Genomic DNA, 17695 nt, shown 5'->3' with positions numbered 1-17695 from the left:
CGATTTATGGAAAAGAAATTACCCCGGATAAAAGCGCTGCTCACACCAGGTGAAGTCGCCAAACGTAGCGGCGTGGCGGTATCGACCCTGCATTTCTATGAAAGCAAAGGGTTAATCAGTAGCATGCGCAACAGCGGCAATCAGCGGCGATACAAACGTGATGTGTTGCGTTACGTCGCGATAATCAAGATTGCTCAACGCATCGGGATCCCGCTGGCCACGATCGGTGACGCGTTAGGTGTATTACCTGAGGGGCATTCGCTTAGTGCCAAAGAGTGGAAGCAGCTCTCTTCGCAATGGCGTGAAGAACTGGACCGACGCATCCATACTTTGGTGGCGCTACGCGATGAGCTGGATGGGTGTATTGGTTGCGGATGCTTGTCACGCAGCGATTGCCCGTTGCGTAACCCAGGCGATCAGCTTGGCGAGCAGGGGACCGGAGCGCGCCTGCTGGAAGATGATTAATTGGTTTAAAATATGTGACGGGTATGAAGGGTATAAAACTAAAGCGCCACAGAGGGCGCTTTAGTTTGGTTCCGGTCTTTGTCTTTCACTCTATCCCGCTGGTTCACGGGAGGGTTTCCCCCGACATCAACACCCCTCAGTCGAGCACATTAGGGGAGGTTCCGGCCTGTGTTGATAATGTAAGTGTAAGCCACCTCCCTCCATTTGCCAGTGAAATGGTGATTTTTTAGCCAAAAAATTTTACGCATCTTCACCTGTTTTCTTGCGCGAGTTGCGCGAAATAAACACGCCGATGATGTAATCACTCCGCGAAATTTGTTGCCAAATTGCGCATTGACGATAACGTTTGCGCATCGACTGGTTATTTCTTGCGCGTTATAAGAAGAAATGAGTAAAAAGCGGCAAAGTTCAGTTGAAAACCAGCGTATGATCGCTGGATAATCGTTTGCTTTTTTTTACCACCCGTTTTTTATGCGCGGAGCTAAACGTTTGCTTTTTTGCGACACCCCTATTGACGCAAACCTGGCACATGGAGAAAACGTTTAGCAGGCAGTGGATTGTCCAGCACGCATAATGACGAAAAAATAAACTCTCAGGGGATGTTTTCTATGTCTACGCCTTCAGCGCGTACCGGCGGTTCACTCGACGCCTGGTTTAAAATTTCGCTCCGCGGCAGTACCGTTCGTCAGGAAGTCGTTGCCGGATTAACGACCTTCCTGGCCATGGTCTACTCCGTTATCGTGGTTCCGGGGATGCTGGGTAAAGCCGGGTTCCCACCTGCTGCTGTATTTGTGGCGACCTGTCTGGTCGCGGGCGTCGGTTCTATTGTGATGGGCCTGTGGGCAAACCTGCCGCTGGCAATTGGTTGCGCCATTTCTCTGACCGCATTTACCGCATTCAGCCTGGTGCTGGGCCAACATATTAGCGTGCCCGTTGCGCTGGGTGCGGTGTTCCTGATGGGGGTCCTGTTTACCATCATTTCCGCGACCGGTATCCGTAGCTGGATCCTGCGCAATCTGCCGCAGGGCGTTGCGCATGGTACGGGGATTGGTATCGGCCTGTTCCTGCTGCTGATTGCGGCAAACGGTGTCGGTCTGGTAATTAAGAACCCGCTGGACGGCCTGCCGGTTGCGCTGGGTGACTTCGATACCTTCCCGGTCATTATGTCGTTAATTGGTCTGGCGGTGATTATTGGCCTCGAAAAACTGAAAGTACCGGGTGGCATTCTGCTGACCATTATCGGTATTTCAGTGGTTGGTCTGATTTTCGACCCGGCAGTGCATTTCTCCGGCATTTTTGCCATGCCGTCTCTGAGTGATGAAAACGGCAACTCGCTGATCGGCAGCCTGGATATCATGGGGGCACTGAACCCGATTGTCCTGCCGAGCGTGCTGGCGCTGGTCATGACCGCTGTCTTCGATGCAACCGGAACCATCCGCGCGGTAGCCGGACAGGCGAATCTGCTGGATAAAGACGGACAGATTATCGACGGTGGCAAGGCGCTGACCACTGACTCCCTGAGCAGTGTGTTCTCTGGTCTGGTGGGTGCAGCTCCGGCGGCGGTTTACATTGAATCCGCAGCGGGTACGGCGGCAGGCGGTAAAACTGGCCTGACAGCGATCACCGTTGGCGTACTGTTCCTGCTGATCCTGTTCCTCTCTCCGCTCTCTTATCTTGTACCTGTGTACGCAACGGCACCTGCGCTGATGTATGTGGGTCTGTTGATGCTGAGCAACGTCGCGAAAATCGATTTCGCTGACTTTGTCGACGCAATGGCAGGACTGGTTACGGCCGTATTTATCGTGCTGACCTGTAACATCGTTACCGGCATCATGATTGGCTTTGCTACCCTGGTAATTGGCCGCATCGTTTCTGGTGAATGGCGCAAACTGAACATCGGCACCGTGGTGATCGCCATCGCGCTGGTGGCCTTCTACGCCGGCGGTTGGGCTATCTGATTCTGATTTTCTGACGATCCTAAAAACGGGTGGCTTTGGCCGCCCGTTTTCATTTTCAGAACACACTCGTTGTCTTTTGCGTTACTCTCAATTAGATAGAATTGAGGCACGACGCCTCTCATTAGCAATCATAAGAAACATCGCAAACAGGGAACGCATGGAAATCTTTTTCACCATACTCATCATGACCCTTGTGGTCTCGCTGTCGGGGGTATTTACTCGCGTATTGCCCTTCCAACTTCCTTTACCCCTTATGCAGATCGCCATCGGCGCCTTGCTGGCGTGGCCGACGTTTGGTTTGCATGTGGAATTCGATCCTGAGCTGTTCCTGGTTCTGTTCATCCCGCCGCTGCTCTTTGCCGATGGCTGGAAGACGCCAACGCGTGAGTTTCTCGAGCACGGGCGAGAGATTTTCGGCCTGGCGTTGGCGCTGGTGCTGGTCACGGTGGTCGGCATTGGATTTATGATTTACTGGCTGGTGCCGGGGATCCCTCTCATCCCAGCCTTTGCGCTGGCTGCTGTGCTATCGCCAACCGATGCCGTCGCACTTTCCGGCATTGTGGGAGAGGGACGTATACCGAAGAAAATCATGGGTATCCTGCAGGGCGAAGCGTTGATGAACGACGCCTCCGGTCTGGTCTCTCTGAAGTTTGCCGTCGCCGTGGCGATGGGCACGATGGTATTCACCGTTGGTGGCGCAACGCTTGAGTTCTTCAAAGTGGCGATTGGCGGCATCCTGGCTGGTTTTGTCGTCAGTTGGCTGTACGGCCGTTCCCTGCGCTTCCTCAGCCGCTGGGGCGGTGACGAGCCGGCAACGCAAATCGTCCTGCTGTTCCTGCTGCCGTTTGCGTCTTACCTGATTGCGGAACATATCGGCGTTTCCGGTATCCTCGCGGCGGTCGCTGCCGGGATGACGATCACCCGTTCCGGGGTGATGCGCCGCGCGCCACTGGCGATGCGTTTACGTGCTAACAGTACCTGGGCGATGCTGGAGTTTGTATTTAACGGCATGGTCTTCTTGCTGTTAGGGCTACAGTTACCGGGGATTCTGGAGTCTTCTTTGGCGGCGGCCGAGGCCGATCCGAATGTTGAAATCTGGATGCTGTTTACCGATGTCGTGCTGATTTACGTGGCGCTAATGCTGGTACGTTTTGGCTGGCTGTGGACCATGAAAAAGTTCAGTTTGCGCTTCCTGAAGAAAAAACCGATGGAGTTTGGATCCTGGACGACGCGTGAAATCATGATCGCCTCTTTTGCCGGTGTACGCGGGGCCATTACCCTCGCCGGTGTACTCTCCATTCCTCTGTTGTTACCGGACGGTAGCGGCTTCCCGGCGCGATATGAGCTGATCTTCCTTGCCGCAGGCGTGATCCTGTTCTCGCTGTTTGTCGGCGTGGTGATGCTGCCGATTCTGCTACAACATCTGGAAGTGGCAGACCACTCGCAGCAGCAGAAAGAGGAACGTATTGCCCGCGCCGCCACGGCAGAAGTGGCGATTGTCGCGATCCAGAAAATGGAGGAGCGACTGGCTGCGGACACCGAAGAGAACATCGATAACCAGTTGCTCACCGAGGTGAGTTCACGCGTGATTGGTAACCTGCGCCGACGCGCCGACGGGCGCAACGATGTGGAAAGCTCGATGCAGGAAGAAAACCTCGAGCGACGTTTCCGCCTGGCAGCGCTGCGTTCAGAACGCGCGGAGCTTTATCACCTGCGCGCCACGCGTGAAATCAGCAATGAAACGCTGCAAAAACTACTGCACGACCTGGATTTGCTGGAAGCGCTGTTGATTGAGAATCAGTAAACGATAGCGCCTGATGCGCTACGCTTATCAGGCCTACAAGACCGGCAACAGCGATGTAGGCCGGATAAGGCGTTAGCCGCATCCGGCGAAGGGTGGGCCAAATGCCGCGCAACTGGCTGCAAGAAATTATTCATCGTGTAATTTGCGAGCGGCTTTCCTGAACGAAACCATCCCTCTTGTCGATTCCCTCTTTTCTCCATACGGTTGAGGAAAGGGGGAAACATGTCCAACTATCGACGAAATTACATCAATGGGGGAACCTGGTTTTTTACGGTAAATCTGCAGGACCGTCGAAGCCACCTTCTGACAGACAACATTCACGCGCTTCGGTGTGCAATCGCTGCGGTCAAAAAGGTTAGGCCTTTTCGCATCAATGCGTGGGTCGTTTTACCCGAGCATATGCATTGTATATGGACGTTACCTGGCAATGATGCGGATTATTCCTCTCGCTGGCGGGAAATTAAGAAGCATTTCACCCACTCATTGTCTTCCCGACATATCTGGCAATCTCGCTTTTGGGAGCACACCATCCGTGATGAACATGATTATCGCCAGCATGTTGATTATATTTACATTAACCCGGTGAAGCACGGTTGGGTAAAGCAGGTACAGGCTTGGCCTTTTTCAACATTTCATCGTGATGTGAGGCACGGTTTGTACCCGCAAGATTGGGCAGGTGAAATCATGGATTTTAATGCGGGCGAACGTGCCTGATGGCGCTACGCTTATCAGGCCTACAACACCGGCATACCGATGTAGGCCGGATAAGGCGTTAGCCGCATCCGGCATTTTACGACGCTTGCGGTAGCCAAAACCCTTCACAGCATTTGAGCCACGCCTGGGCGCTGTGCGACAGATAAACGCCTTCGCGCCAAATCATGCCCAACTGCCAGCGTAAGTCACTCTCCAGAGGGATCCAGCGCAACGTTTGCTTATCCAGCCGCTGGCAAATCGGCTCCGGTAAAATGGCAATCCCGACTCCGGCTTGTACCATTGCCGCCAGAAAATCCCACTGCCCGCTGCGCACCGCGATGCGGGGTTTGACGTTGTGTTGGCTAAACAGCTCAAGCAATTGGCGGCTCAACGCGAAATCTTCGTTGTAGATAAGCAGCGGATGTTCCGCCAGCGCCTCGGGGGAAATGGATTCGCACGTTGTCCACTGACCGGAGCGAGGAACCAACACGCAGAGTGGATGGCTAAAAAGCGGTAAGGTTGCCAGACCGCTCTCTTCTTCAACTGGCAGCGCGGTCATCGCGACATCCAGGTCACCGTTCATTACCGCCTGCTGAACGGTTAAGCCGCCAAATTCAGAGACCTTCAGCTCAACGCCGGGATAGCGCTGGCGAAACAGGCCGATCGGCCCGGCCATCAACATCCCCACCATGGGCGGGATACCGAGGCGCAGCACGCCCTTGTTGAGGTGATTAATGTCACTGAGTTCCGCTTCAAGCTGGCGAAACTCGGCAAGGATCGCCAGGCCGCGTTCGAAAACGACCTGCCCGGTGTCGGTTAACAGCAGTCGCCGACCGTCGCGGATTAACAGCGTGCAGTTAAGCTCGTCTTCAAGGTTCTTCAACATCTTGCTGATGGTGGGCTGGGTGACAAAAAGCTTCTCCGCTGCGCGGGTAAAGCTCTGCTGACGAACCACCTCAACAAAATATCGCAGCGTTCTGATATCCATGATTATTCCTTAAGACTATGCCTGCAATGAGTTTAATTCATTTCAGTCCTAGACGGGGGCTCTCTATACTGGCGCTCTCTATTTTTTAAGGACATACCCTCATGGCTGTGGCGATAAGCCGCGTGACGCCTGCCGTTATTCATCGACTCCAGATCCCCGTTCAGGTTCTGTTGTACGCAGGTCTCTTTGTATTTGCTCAATATCTTGTCTCCTGGCTGCATCTACCGCTTCCTGCCAACCTGGTCGGGATGGTGCTGATGCTGGCGTTAATTGTCTGCCGGGTTATCCCGCTGAACTGGATTCGCGCAGGTGCTCGCTGGTTACTGGCTGAAATGCTGCTGTTTTTTGTTCCGGCGGTGGTCGCCGTTGTGAACTACACGCAGCTGTTGCTGGTTGATGGCTGGCGTATATTTGCCGTGATTGCGATCAGTACGCTGATGGTGCTCGGCGCAACGGCGTGGGTGGTGGATAAAGTGTATCGCTATGAAATGCGCAGGCTAAACCGTGAGTAATTTCCAGCTAAGCGTATTGTGTCTGGTGATTACGCTGGGTATCTACTTTGCCAATAAGCGCCTGTATCGCCGTTTTCGTAAATTACCCCTAATGCCATTAGTTCTCACCCCGGCCCTGCTGGTACTGATGCTGGTCTTCGGCCATATCTCCTGGCAAAACTATATCGGTGAATCGCACTGGTTGCTGTGGTTGTTAGGCCCAGCGACCATTGCGTTTGCTGTTCCGGTGTATGACAACCTTGCCGTGATTAAGCGTCACTGGATGTCGCTGACGGCGGGCGTGGTAACGGCAACGCTGGTGGCCGTCACCAGTTCCGTATGGCTGGCGCGCCTGTTTATGTTGCCTGATGAGATCCAACGCAGTCTGGCGGTGCGCTCCGTCACCACACCGTTTGCGCTGGCGGCGGCAGAACCGTTGGGCGGGCAGCCGGACCTGGTGGCATTGTTCGTGGTGGTGACTGGCGTATTTGGTATGGCGGTCGGCGATGTGCTGTTTTTACGGCTTTCTATTCGTGAAGGGATGGCGAAAGGCGCAGGATTTGGTGCAGCATCGCACGGTGCGGGCACGGCACGCTCTTATGAACTCGGTCAGCAGGAGGGTGTCGTTGCCAGCCTGGTGATGATGCTTTCCGGCGTGGTGATGGTGCTGGTGGCACCGCTGGTGGCGAGGCTGATGTTCTGAGAAAGGATGTAATCCTCCGGCCTGAAAGCCGGAGGAGAAGGGAAGTTAGTGCGCGCGACCTTGTTCTACACCGTACCCGGTCTGGGAACGGATAAACTGAGCACGGAACTGCTCGCGTTCGCGGTTACCTTCTTCTGAGTTGTCGGTGGCAGAGAAGAACCAGATCCCGAGGAATGCTACGCTGATGGAGAACAGCGCCGGATACTCATACGGGAAAATGGCTTTTTCGTGACCGAGGATCTGGACCCAAATCGTTGGACCAAGAATCATCAGCACCACTGCCGTCAGCAGGCCTAACCAGCCACCCAACATTGCGCCACGCGTGGTCAGTTTCGACCAGTACATAGAGAGCAGAATGATGGGGAAGTTACAGCTCGCCGCGATGGCGAACGCCAGGCCGACCATGAAGGCGATGTTCTGGTTTTCGAACAGCACGCCGAGCACGATGGCAATCACGCCCAGCACCAGCACGGTGATTTTCGAAACCCGCAGCTCTTCACGTTCGGTGGCGCCTTTGCGGAACACGTTGGCGTACAGGTCGTGAGACACTGCCGATGCGCCCGCCAGAGTCAGACCGGCAACCACCGCCAGAATGGTGGCAAACGCCACGGCTGAGATGAAGCCGAGGAACAGGTTACCGCCCACCGCATTCGCCAGGTGAACCGCCGCCATGTTATTACCGCCAATCAGCGCGCCCGCAGCATCTTTGTACGCCGGATTTGCACCTACCAGCATGATTGCGCCAAAGCCGATGATAAAGGTCAGGATATAGAAATAACCCATAAAACCGGTGGCGTAGAACACACTCTTACGTGCTTCACGGGCATCGCTAACCGTGAAGAAGCGCATCAGGATGTGCGGCAAGCCCGCCGTACCAAACATCAGGCCGAGACCTAACGACAGTGCGGAGATTGGGTCTTTTACCAACCCGCCCGGGCTCATAATGGCTGAACCTTTCGGATGTACCGCCATCGCTTCGGTGAACAGATTATTGAAGCTAAAGCCGACGTGCTTCATCACCATAAAGGCCATAAAGCTGGCACCGAACAGCAACAGTACGGCTTTGATGATCTGTACCCAGGTGGTCGCCAACATGCCGCCAAACAAAACGTACATCATCATCAGCACGCCAACCAGTACGACAGCGATGTGATAGTTCAGACCAAACAGCAGCTCAATCAGCTTACCTGCACCAACCATCTGCGCGATCAGATACAGCGCAACCACCACCAGGGAACCACAGGCGGACAGAATACGGATTGGCCCTTGCTTCAGACGATAAGACGCAACGTCTGCAAAGGTGTAACGACCCAGGTTACGCAAACGCTCAGCAATCAGGAACAGGATAATTGGCCAGCCGACCAGGAAGCCGAGTGAATAGATCAGCCCGTCATAACCGGAGGTAAAGACCAACGCGGAAATCCCGAGGAACGATGCCGCCGACATATAGTCGCCCGCAATCGCCAGCCCGTTCTGGAAACCGGTGATGTTACCGCCAGCGGTGTAGTAATCATTACGTGAACGTACGCGCTTAGACGCCCAGTAGGTAATGCCGAGCGTAAAGATGACGAAAATCAGGAACATAATAATCGCCTGCCAGTTGGTTGGCTGGCGTTGGACTGCACCGCTAATAGCATCCGCCGCGTTTGCGGCGAAGGGCAGCGTGGCGGCAAGCGCCGTCAGGACTCTCTTCATGATGCTTTAACCTCGTGCAAAACCGCATTGTTCAGGCGATCGAATTCACCGTTTGCCCGCCAGATGTAGATCCCGGTCAGGATGAAGGAGATAAGGATCACACCGACCCCAATCGGAATACCGCGGGTGACGCTGGTTCCCGCGTGTAGCGGAGTACCCAGCCAGCCCGGCGCAAAGGCAATCAATAATATAAAGCTGATATAAACTGCCAGCATGATGATGGACAGAATGGTGGCAAACCGTTGCCGTTTTTCTACTAACTCCCTGAAACGCGCACTGTCTTCTATCCGCTGATAAATTTGGTCATTCATCACAGAGCTCTCCAGAGGTCCCCCTGCGTCTTTCGTGCTACAAGTTCGTTGGCCGCACTTGCCCACCCCAGTCACATAGTGAACTATGCTCTTGGGGATGTGCTTGCTTGCCGCCTTCCTGTAACACGAAATCCTTTGGGGGAGGTTTTTTATATTTCCCTCCCGGTGAAGAGAGGGTAGGGTCAGATTTGTAGGCCGGATAAGACGCTTTCGCGTCGCCATCCGGCATTTTCAGGACTTTGTTATGATGGCATCGCGATGGCCTGCTTCTCTTCGAGCAGTTTCTCCACGACGCCAGGATCGGCGAGGGTCGAGGTATCGCCCAGATTGCTGGTATCGCCCGCCGCGATTTTGCGCAGGATGCGGCGCATGATTTTGCCGGAGCGGGTTTTCGGCAGTGAGTCGGTCCAGTGCAGCACGTCTGGCGTTGCCAACGGACCAATTTCTTTACGCACCCAGTTGCGAACCTCGGCGTACAACTCAGGTGACGGCTCTTCACCGTGATTCAGCGTGACGTAGGCGTAGATCGCCTGGCCTTTAATATTATGCGGAATTCCCACCACCGCGGCTTCGGCAATCTTCGGATGCGACACCAGCGCTGATTCGATTTCAGCCGTTCCCAGACGGTGGCCAGAGACGTTCAGCACATCGTCCACACGTCCGGTGATCCAGTAATAGCCATCTTCGTCACGGCGCGCGCCGTCGCCGCTGAAGTACATATTCTTGAAGGTAGAGAAGTAGGTTTGCTCAAAGCGTTCGTGATCGCCAAACAGCGTTCTCGCCTGGCCTGGCCACGAGTCGGTAATCACCAGGTTACCTTCCGTCGCGCCTTCCAGTGGATTACCTTCGTTATCGACAATCGCAGGCTGTACGCCAAAGAACGGACGGGTTGCAGAACCGGCTTTCAGCTCGGTAGCGCCCGGCAGTGGGGTGATCATGAATCCCCCGGTTTCGGTCTGCCACCAGGTATCGACGACCGGACATTTTTCGTTGCCGATCTTCTTCCAGTACCACTCCCACGCTTCCGGGTTGATCGGCTCGCCAACGGAACCCAGGATACGCAGCGACGAACGGTCAGTACCTTCAATCGCTTTGTCGCCTTCTGCCATCAGTGCGCGAATGGCGGTCGGTGCGGTATACAGAATATTGACCTGGTGCTTGTCCACAACCTGCGACATACGCGCAGGCGTTGGCCAGTTTGGTACGCCTTCGAACATCAGCGTGGTTGCGCCGCAGGCCAGCGGGCCGTACAGCAGGTAGCTGTGTCCGGTTACCCAACCCACGTCAGCGGTACACCAATAGATATCGCCCTGATGGTAATCAAACACGTACTTAAAGGTGGTTGCAGCGTAGACCAGATACCCGCCGGTAGTGTGCAGCACGCCTTTCGGCTTGCCGGTTGAACCGGAGGTATACAGGATAAACAGCGGATCTTCCGCGTTCATCTCTTCCGGTTGGTGTTCTGAGCTGGCTTTCTCGATAAGATCGGACCACCACAGGTCACGGCCTTCCTGCCACTCCGTTTTACCACCGGTACGTTTGAGGACGACCACATGTTCAACGGTTTTCACGTTCGGGTTTTTCAGCGCATCATCGACGTTCTTTTTCAACGGGATAGCGCGTCCGGCGCGTACGCCTTCATCGGCGGTGATCACCAGGCGTGAATTAGAGTCGATGATACGTCCGGCGACGGCTTCCGGTGAGAAACCACCGAAGATGACAGAATGCACGGCCCCTATGCGGGCACAGGCCAGCATGGCAACCGCAGCTTCTGGCACCATCGGCATATAAATGGCCACCACGTCACCTTTTTTAATGCCTAAATCCAGTAGCGTATTGGCGAAACGGCAGACATCGCGATGCAACTCGCGATAGGTAATGTTTTTGCTTTGGGTAGCGTCATCGCCTTCCCAGATAATGGCGGTACGATCGCCGTTTGCCTGCAGATGGCGGTCAAGGCAGTTTGCGGCCAGGTTCAGGGTGCCGTCTTCGTACCATTTAATAGACACGTTGCCTGGTGCGAAGGAGGTGTTCTTCACCTGGCTGTACGGCTTGATCCAATCAAGAATCTTTCCCTGCTCGCCCCAAAATGTGTCGGGTTCGTTAATGGATTGCTGGTATTTCTCTGCGTACTGCTCCGGATTTATCAGGCAACGATCCGCAATGTTTGCGGGAATAGCGTGTTTATGTATTTGGCTCATGGCTTTTGTTCTCCTTGTAGGATGTTAATAATATGTCTCATAAACGTTAAATGTAGGGGCTTTGAGAGTTTTGTTTAGTATTTGCGCGGCAGATCACGCAATAAACGAATTGTGCAAATTAGCGACAAACTGAATTTTGAAGGGAACTAGCAAAAATTGATTAAATCTCGCGATAACATGCAGTTATCTAAAGGATTGTTGAAAAGGTGATCTGTCTCTGAATTAGACAAAAGAGTGAGAGATTAGAGGGGTGTTATAACTCTAAAGTGGTATTTTACATACACTTACAATTGATTAAAAACAACATTTTCAGTGTGGTTTCTTGTTACAAATAGGGTGGAGCAATGTCATGACAGTATTCGTGTGGTTGCTGTTGTGGAAAACAATAAAAGAACCGCCATTGCAGATAATGGCGTCATCTGGATGAGACCCCTATGGCAAGGATAAAATCACGCGTACGCCGTTTCTTCAGCCTGTTATTACCTTTATTATTTATTTCTGCTGTTCACGCTGAACAAACTTCTGTACCTGCAAAAACCGTCACCGTTGAAGCGAAGAATGAAACCTTCGCACCTCAGCATCCCGATCAATATCTCTCCTGGAAAGCCACGTCTGAGCAATCAGCCCGTGAAGATGCACTGGCAGAAGATCCGCGTCTGGTGATCCTGTGGGCGGGATACCCATTCTCGCGCGATTACAACAAACCGCGGGGACACGCGTATGCCGTGACCGATGTCCGTGAAACCTTACGTACCGGCGCACCAAAAACGGCAGAAGATGGTCCGTTGCCGATGGCCTGCTGGAGCTGTAAAAGCCCGGACGTAGCGCGTCTTATCCAGAAAGACGGTGAAGATGGCTACTTCCACGGTAAATGGGCGCGCGGCGGTCCGGAAATTGTTAACAACCTCGGTTGTGCGGATTGCCATAATACCGCGTCACCAGACTTCGCCAAAGGCAAGCCAGAACTGACCCTGTCGCGTCCTTATGCAGAACGCGCGATGGAAGCCATCGGTAAACCGTTTGAGAAAGCCGGTCGCTTTGACCAGCAATCCATGGTGTAATGGCTCAATAGTAATGTCCGCCTGTGGCTCAATTCAGATGTCCGCGCTATGGTAAGCTTCACTGGTCCGTTTAAACTACCGGGAGGCATATCATGAGCGCAGAAAGCTCAGGAGTGTTTACTTTGAAAGAGATCAACCGGATCAAGATTATACAGGACGTCATTGAACGTCGCATCACAACGCGCCGTGCGGCCGAGCACCTCGGTATCAGCGACAGGCAATGCCGCAGACTTCTTGCCCGTTACCGTGAAGGCGGACCGCTTGGTATGGCCAGCAGACGATGTGGCATGCGTGGTAACCGCCAGTTGCCACCCGGGCTCGCAGATCAGGCTCTGGAACTGATCAAGACGCGTTATGCTGATTTCGGTCCGACTCTGGCGCGTGAAAAGCTCGAAGAACTCCACGGACTGTTTCTTGGCAAAGAAACTGTCCGGCGCATCATGGTGCGGGCTGGCTTATGGGTTCCCCGTAAACAACGTGCCGCAAGGATCCCTCAACCACGGTACCGGCGTCCGTGTACTGGTGAGCTGATACAAATAGATGGCTGTGATCACGACTGGTTTGAAGGCCGTGGCCCGGCCTGCACCGCGCTGGTCTATGTTGATGATGCAACCAGCAAACTGATGGAACTGTTGTTTGTTAAATCGGAGTCCACGTTTTCTTACTTCGAAGCCACGCGGCGCTATATCGATAAGCATGGTAAACCGCTGGCACTGTACAGCGATAAAGCCGGTGTTTTTCGTGTTAACAATAAACACGCCACAGGCGGAGACGGGCATACTCAGTTTGGGCGAGCCATGCATGAACTGAACATCCAGACTATCTGTGCAGAAACCAGTCCCGCCAAAGGGCGTGTAGAACGAGCTCACCTCACTTTACAGGATCGTCTGGTCAAAGAGCTGCGGTTACAGGGCATTTGTTCAATGGAGGCTGCAAATGACTTCGCTGAGGCCTATATGGCTGACTATAACCGCCGTTTTGGCAAAGTACCGCGACATGATTTTGACGTACACCGTGCTGTAGAACATGATGAGGACCTGGGGCTTATTTTCACTGTTCGTGAAAAACGTAAAGTCTCAAAATCGTTGACGATACAATATGATAAAATGTTGTACCTGATTGAAGACAGCGAACTGAGTCGCCGTGCAATAGGTAAATATATCGATGTGTATCACTATCCTGATGGCAGAAAAGAGCTGCGCCTGAACGGTACGCTACTTCCCTACTCTACCTACGACCGACTGTCAGAAATCGACCAGGGCGCGATTGTCGATAACAAGCGTCTTGGCCGAACCCTGGAGTTTATCAGTCTGGTGCAGAGCAAGCGGGATAACACGCGCTCTCAGTCAATTCCCGCTGGAGATGGCCCTTCCCGACGACGGCCAAAGCAGGAAGGGAAGAAATCCCAGCGCTCACTGGATAATGATGACATGCTCGAAGCACTCAAACAGCTTCAGTCACGTTCAGAGGACATTTTTGGTAAAAGAGCCCGCTGATGGTACTCACTGGCCGGACAGTGGTTGCTCACCAGTTGATATTGTCCGGCCAGACCCATGATGTATTATTCATTTCGTTCAGCATCTTTATGTCCTGCTTTTCACGGGCATACTTACCCCATAATGAATGAAAAGAACGAACAATACTGATTAACTGCTTTTTTCTTTGCTCCGGAGATAGGCTGATAAAATAGCAGCACCTGCTGTCAATATTATCCTCAATGAAATTAAAATCAGAGTCTGATGCATATTTTACTGTTAGCATAATATCATTCGACGTTGTTCTCTCAGACTCTGTTAATGCTGATTCTATCAGGTATTCAAAGGCATACATGACAGACAGCTGGTTTTTGTCTGTCTGAATATAACCCATTGAGTTTCTGAGTATTGAGGACTGTACCAGGACCAGAGGCCATAAAAGCTCAACACCATAAAGCTTATATGTATCATGTTGATCATACTGATGTTGCTCAACACGACGATTACCTTCCCGTGCTTTACGAATATCATAGGCAAGGGATAACATAAATCCGTCTTTAACTTTAATCAGTGGGCTTTCATCCACGATGTAATGAATGAGTTCATGTAATTCATTCAGGGCTTCTGAATCTCCCCACAGTATAAAACCTGCATTGTTCGGCGTTAACTCGTATCGAAGCATGGGCTCAATCATCCTGTTGTTTCAGTCGGAGGAAAGTCTATCAGTAAAGAGAATGAGAGATCAAAGTGGTCATTTTAATTGAGCTGGATAACGGACATTTCAATTGAGCCTTGACACATGGTCTGCGGCCAGTGCCACGTGGAATACTACTTCGACGGTAAAAACAAAGCCGTTAAGTTCCCGTGGGACGACGGCATGAAAGTCGAGAACATGGAGAAATACTACGACAACATTGCTTTCTCTGACTGGACCAACTCCCTGTCTAAAACGCCGATGCTGAAAGCGCAGCACCCGGAGTATGAAACCTGGAGCGCGGGCATTCACGGCAAGAACAACGTGACCTGTATCGACTGTCACATGCCGAAAGTGCAAAACGCAGAAGGCAAGATCTATACCGACCATAAGATTGGTAACCCGTTCGACAACTTCCCTCAGACCTGCGCGAACTGCCACACCCAGGACAAAGCGTCCCTGCAAAAAGTGGTCGCCGAGCGTAAACAGGCTATTCATGACCTGAAAATCAAAGTTGAAGATCAGCTGGTTCGTGCGCACTTCGAAGCGAAAGCCGCATGGGATGCGGGCGCGACTGAAGCGGAAATGAAGCCGATTCTGGAAGATATCCGTCACGCACAATGGCGTTGGGACCTGTCTATCGCCTCACACGGCATTCATATGCACGCCCCGGAAGAAGGTCTGCGGATGCTGGGTAGCGCAATGGATAAAGCCGCCGACGCGCGTACCAAACTGGTCCGTCTGCTGGCGACCAAAGGCATCACGCATGAAATTCCGTTGCCGGATATCTCGACCAAAGAGAAAGCCCAGGCGGCGATTGGTCTGAACATGCAGCAAATCAATGCTGAGAAGCAGGACTTCATCAAAACGGTGATTCCGCAGTGGGAAGATCAGGCGCGTAAAAACGGTCTGTTAAGCCAATAACCCCATTTCGCCCCGCAAGGGGCGGATAACTCAACGGAGTGAATATGAGCGTATTACGTTCGTTATTAACTGCTGGGGTGCTGGCGTCAGGCTTGTTATGGAGCCTGAGTGGAATCACTGCCACGCCAACGCCGCAGGAGTCGGATCAACGCTGGACGGTTACCCAACAGCGTAATCCGGATGCCGCCTGTCTGGACTGTCACAAGCCGGATACCGAAGGCATGCATGGTAAGCATGCGGAAGTCATCAACCCGAATAACAAACTGCCGGTCACCTGCACCAACTGTCACGGCCAGCCGTCACCGAACCACCGTGAAGGGGTGAAAGATGTGATGCGCTTTAATGAGCCGATGTACAACGTGGAGCAGCAGAACAGCGTCTGTATGTCCTGTCACCTGCCTGAGCAGCTGCAAAAAGCGTTCTGGCCGCACGATGTCCACGTAACCAAAGTGGCGTGTGCCAGCTGTCACTCACTGCATCCGAAGCAAGACACGATGCAAACGCTGAGCGATAAAGGACGGATCAAGATTTGCGTCGATTGCCATAGCGATCAGCGTAACAATCCGAACTTTAACCCGGCGTCGATTCCGTTGCTTAAGGAGCATCCATGAGTTGCTCTCGTCGCCAGTTTATCACCGGCGTCGGCGCGCTGGTGGCAGTGAGCGGGACGGCGGGGCGCGTTGTGGCGAAGACGCTGAACATCAACGGCGTGCGTTACGGTATGGTACATGATGAGTCATTATGCATCGGCTGTACGGCCTGTATGGATGCTTGTCGCGAAGTCAACAACGTGCCGGAAGGCGTATCGCGTCTGACGATTATTCGCAGTGAGCCGCAGGGGACGTTTCCTGATGTGAAGTATCGCTTCTTCCGTCACTCGTGCCAGCACTGCGACCACGCTCCCTGCGTTGACGTCTGCCCGACGGGGGCATCGTATCGTGATGCCGCCAGCGGCATTGTGGATGTGAACCCGGACCTTTGCGTTGGCTGCCAGTACTGCATTGCCGCGTGTCCTTATCGCGTGCGCTTTATCCATCCGGTGAGCAAAACGGCGGATAAATGCGATTTCTGCCGGAAAACCAACCTGAAAGCGGGCAAACAGCCCGCCTGCGTTGAGTCATGTCCGACGAAGGCGCTGACGTTTGGTAATCTGGACGATCCCAACAGCGATATCTCCCGTTTGTTGCAGCAGAAAACGACCTACCGTTACAAGCTGGCGTTGGGTACAAAACCGAAGGTCTACCGCGTTCCCTTTAAATTTGGGGAGGTGAGCCAATGACATCCGCTTCTGCATTTCATTTTGAATCACTGGTGTGGGACTGGCCCATTGCCATCTATCTGTTCCTGATAGGTATCTCTGCCGGACTGGTCACGCTGGCGATTCTGCTGCGTCGCTTCCATCCGGAGGCGGGCGGTTCGGACAGCACGCTGCTGCGCACTACGCTGGTGTTAGGGCCGGGGGCGATTATCCTCGGTCTGTTGATTCTGGTGTTCCACCTGACGCGGCCATGGACTTTCTGGAAACTGATGTTCCACTACAGCTTCACTTCGGTGATGTCGATGGGGGTCATGCTGTTCCAGTTGTACATGGTGGTGTTAGTGCTGTGGCTGGCAAAAATCTTTGAAAAAGAAGTGATTGCCCTGCAACAGCGCTGGCTGTCGCGGTTAGGTATCGTGCAGAAAGTATTGACGCTGATTGCGCCGTTCCATCGTGCGCTTGAGACGTTAATGCTGGTGCTGGCGGTCCTGCTCGGGGCGTACACCGGCTTTCTGCTGTCGGCGCTGAAATCTTACCCGTTCCTGAATAACCCGATCCTGCCGGTGCTGTTCCTGTTCTCTGGGATCTCCTCCGGCGCCGCGGTGGCGCTGATCGCCATGGCGTTACGCCATCGTAGCAACCCGCACAGTACCGAAGCGCACTTTGTGCATCGTATGGAAGTCCCGGTGGTATGGCTGGAGATCTTCCTGCTGGCGGCGTTCTTCGTCGGTCTGGCGCTGGGCGATGACGGCAAAATGCGCGCGCTGGCGGCGGCACTGGGCGGCGGATTCTGGACCTGGTGGTTCTGGCTTGGCGTGGCTGGGCTTGGGCTGATACTGCCGATGCTGCTAAAACCCTGGGCCAACCGCAGTTCGACGTTTCATGGCGTGCTGGCAGTGTGCGGCGCCAGCCTGACCGGCGTACTGCTGCTGCGTTTTTTTATACTCTATGCGGGTCAGCTAACCGTTGCGTAA

General features: G+C 53.5%; 15 protein-coding genes and 2 pseudogenes. 12 read left to right on the top strand and 5 right to left on the bottom strand.

The genetic code is table 11. From position 1 onward, the window contains the following. Positions 1 to 6: 6 nt before the first annotated feature. The 4 genes from soxR (at position 7) to C2U43_RS23845 (ending at position 4941) form a co-directional block, all read left to right on the top strand. Positions 7 to 465, top strand: coding sequence for a redox-sensitive transcriptional activator SoxR (gene soxR, locus C2U43_RS23865; RefSeq protein ID WP_003826630.1), 459 nt, complete (start codon positions 7 to 9; stop codon positions 463 to 465). A gap of 608 nt (positions 466 to 1073) precedes the next feature. Further along, on the top strand, positions 1074 to 2423 hold the full coding sequence (gene ghxP / locus C2U43_RS23855) for a guanine/hypoxanthine transporter GhxP (protein WP_003826632.1): 1350 nt from the start codon (positions 1074 to 1076) through the stop codon (positions 2421 to 2423). 157 nt (positions 2424 to 2580) lie between these two features. Further along, the gene (locus C2U43_RS23850) at positions 2581 to 4227 is read left to right on the top strand and encodes a Na+/H+ antiporter (protein WP_003826634.1); all 1647 of its coding nucleotides are present in this window, start codon (positions 2581 to 2583) and stop codon (positions 4225 to 4227) included. Between the two features lie 222 nt (positions 4228 to 4449). Beyond that, a complete protein-coding gene (locus C2U43_RS23845; protein WP_032942104.1) occupies positions 4450 to 4941 on the top strand; it encodes an REP-associated tyrosine transposase in 492 nt (163 codons plus the stop codon). Between the two features lie 76 nt (positions 4942 to 5017). Here the strand turns inward: C2U43_RS23845 and C2U43_RS23840 are convergent, their stop codons facing one another. After that, entirely contained in the window at positions 5018 to 5908 is an 891-nt protein-coding gene (locus C2U43_RS23840; protein ID WP_032942105.1) for a LysR family transcriptional regulator, read from the bottom strand. A 101-nt stretch (positions 5909 to 6009) separates the two neighbouring features. Between C2U43_RS23840 and C2U43_RS23835 the strand changes: the two genes are divergently transcribed. Next, positions 6010 to 6420, top strand: a complete 411-nt coding sequence (locus C2U43_RS23835; protein ID WP_003826638.1) for a CidA/LrgA family protein — start codon at positions 6010 to 6012, stop codon at positions 6418 to 6420. Continuing rightward, entirely contained in the window at positions 6413 to 7102 is a 690-nt protein-coding gene (locus C2U43_RS23830; protein ID WP_003031745.1) for an LrgB family protein, read from the top strand. The genes C2U43_RS23835 and C2U43_RS23830 overlap by 8 nt, the downstream gene beginning before the upstream one ends. Positions 7103 to 7147: 45 nt before the next feature. Here C2U43_RS23830 and actP read toward each other — a convergent pair whose 3' ends face one another. From actP to acs, 3 genes are all read right to left on the bottom strand, one after another. After that, entirely contained in the window at positions 7148 to 8797 is a 1650-nt protein-coding gene (actP, locus tag C2U43_RS23825; protein ID WP_008786931.1) for a cation/acetate symporter ActP, read from the bottom strand. Continuing rightward, complete coding sequence (locus C2U43_RS23820) at positions 8794 to 9108, bottom strand: DUF485 domain-containing protein (protein WP_003031750.1); 315 nt, start codon at positions 9106 to 9108, stop codon at positions 8794 to 8796. Before C2U43_RS23820 ends, actP begins: the two co-directional genes overlap by 4 nt. 242 nt (positions 9109 to 9350) lie before the next feature. After that, the gene (gene acs, locus C2U43_RS23815) at positions 9351 to 11309 is read right to left on the bottom strand and encodes an acetate--CoA ligase (protein ID WP_103285884.1); all 1959 of its coding nucleotides are present in this window, start codon (positions 11307 to 11309) and stop codon (positions 9351 to 9353) included. A 434-nt stretch (positions 11310 to 11743) separates the two neighbouring features. On the opposite strand from acs, the pseudogene C2U43_RS23810 reads away from it, so the two are divergent. Next, a pseudogene (locus C2U43_RS23810) lies at positions 11744 to 12367 on the top strand (ammonia-forming cytochrome c nitrite reductase subunit c552); the annotation flags it as partial. Between the two features lie 95 nt (positions 12368 to 12462). Continuing rightward, positions 12463 to 13866 carry an ISNCY-like element ISKpn21 family transposase gene (locus C2U43_RS23805; protein ID WP_001567368.1) on the top strand — a complete coding sequence of 468 codons (1404 nt, stop codon included), beginning with the start codon at positions 12463 to 12465 and terminating at the stop codon, positions 13864 to 13866. A 28-nt stretch (positions 13867 to 13894) separates the two neighbouring features. Here C2U43_RS23805 and C2U43_RS23800 read toward each other — a convergent pair whose 3' ends face one another. Beyond that, on the bottom strand, positions 13895 to 14527 hold the full coding sequence (locus C2U43_RS23800; protein ID WP_001567369.1) for a DUF6904 family protein: 633 nt from the start codon (positions 14525 to 14527) through the stop codon (positions 13895 to 13897). A gap of 117 nt (positions 14528 to 14644) precedes the next feature. Between C2U43_RS23800 and C2U43_RS23795 the strand changes: the two are divergent. From C2U43_RS23795 to nrfD, 4 genes and pseudogenes are all read left to right on the top strand, one after another. Then, a pseudogene (locus C2U43_RS23795) lies at positions 14645 to 15463 on the top strand (ammonia-forming cytochrome c nitrite reductase subunit c552); the annotation flags it as partial. Positions 15464 to 15507: 44 nt separating this feature from the next. Next, the gene (gene nrfB / locus C2U43_RS23790; protein ID WP_003826649.1) at positions 15508 to 16074 is read left to right on the top strand and encodes a cytochrome c nitrite reductase pentaheme subunit; all 567 of its coding nucleotides are present in this window, start codon (positions 15508 to 15510) and stop codon (positions 16072 to 16074) included. Beyond that, on the top strand, positions 16071 to 16742 hold the full coding sequence (nrfC, locus tag C2U43_RS23785) for a cytochrome c nitrite reductase Fe-S protein (protein ID WP_003031761.1): 672 nt from the start codon (positions 16071 to 16073) through the stop codon (positions 16740 to 16742). The genes nrfB and nrfC overlap by 4 nt, the downstream gene beginning before the upstream one ends. Further along, a complete protein-coding gene (gene nrfD, locus C2U43_RS23780; protein ID WP_103285883.1) occupies positions 16739 to 17695 on the top strand; it encodes a cytochrome c nitrite reductase subunit NrfD in 957 nt (318 codons plus the stop codon). The genes nrfC and nrfD overlap by 4 nt, the downstream gene beginning before the upstream one ends.

Origin of the sequence: Citrobacter freundii complex sp. CFNIH9 (genome assembly GCF_002903305.1) — a bacterium.
GTDB lineage: Bacteria > Pseudomonadota > Gammaproteobacteria > Enterobacterales > Enterobacteriaceae > Citrobacter > Citrobacter portucalensis.
Note: the sequence above shows the minus strand (reverse complement) of the source record. Positions and strands in the feature narration are given on the sequence as shown.

What these genes read in the sequence shown, in the direction of transcription:
- soxR (WP_003826630.1), top strand. Translation starts at nt 7, where the DNA reads ATGGAAAAGAAATTACCCCGGATAAAAGCGCTGCTCACACCAGGTGAA.
- ghxP (WP_003826632.1), top strand. Translation starts at nt 1,074, where the DNA reads ATGTCTACGCCTTCAGCGCGTACCGGCGGTTCACTCGACGCCTGGTTT.
- C2U43_RS23850 (WP_003826634.1), top strand. Translation starts at nt 2,581, where the DNA reads ATGGAAATCTTTTTCACCATACTCATCATGACCCTTGTGGTCTCGCTG.
- C2U43_RS23845 (WP_032942104.1), top strand. Translation starts at nt 4,450, where the DNA reads ATGTCCAACTATCGACGAAATTACATCAATGGGGGAACCTGGTTTTTT.
- C2U43_RS23840 (WP_032942105.1), bottom strand. Translation starts at nt 5,908, where the DNA reads ATGGATATCAGAACGCTGCGATATTTTGTTGAGGTGGTTCGTCAGCAG.
- C2U43_RS23835 (WP_003826638.1), top strand. Translation starts at nt 6,010, where the DNA reads ATGGCTGTGGCGATAAGCCGCGTGACGCCTGCCGTTATTCATCGACTC.
- actP (WP_008786931.1), bottom strand. Translation starts at nt 8,797, where the DNA reads ATGAAGAGAGTCCTGACGGCGCTTGCCGCCACGCTGCCCTTCGCCGCA.
- C2U43_RS23820 (WP_003031750.1), bottom strand. Translation starts at nt 9,108, where the DNA reads ATGAATGACCAAATTTATCAGCGGATAGAAGACAGTGCGCGTTTCAGG.
- acs (WP_103285884.1), bottom strand. Translation starts at nt 11,309, where the DNA reads ATGAGCCAAATACATAAACACGCTATTCCCGCAAACATTGCGGATCGT.
- C2U43_RS23805 (WP_001567368.1), top strand. Translation starts at nt 12,463, where the DNA reads ATGAGCGCAGAAAGCTCAGGAGTGTTTACTTTGAAAGAGATCAACCGG.
- C2U43_RS23800 (WP_001567369.1), bottom strand. Translation starts at nt 14,527, where the DNA reads ATGCTTCGATACGAGTTAACGCCGAACAATGCAGGTTTTATACTGTGG.
- nrfB (WP_003826649.1), top strand. Translation starts at nt 15,508, where the DNA reads ATGAGCGTATTACGTTCGTTATTAACTGCTGGGGTGCTGGCGTCAGGC.
- nrfC (WP_003031761.1), top strand. Translation starts at nt 16,071, where the DNA reads ATGAGTTGCTCTCGTCGCCAGTTTATCACCGGCGTCGGCGCGCTGGTG.
- nrfD (WP_103285883.1), top strand. Translation starts at nt 16,739, where the DNA reads ATGACATCCGCTTCTGCATTTCATTTTGAATCACTGGTGTGGGACTGG.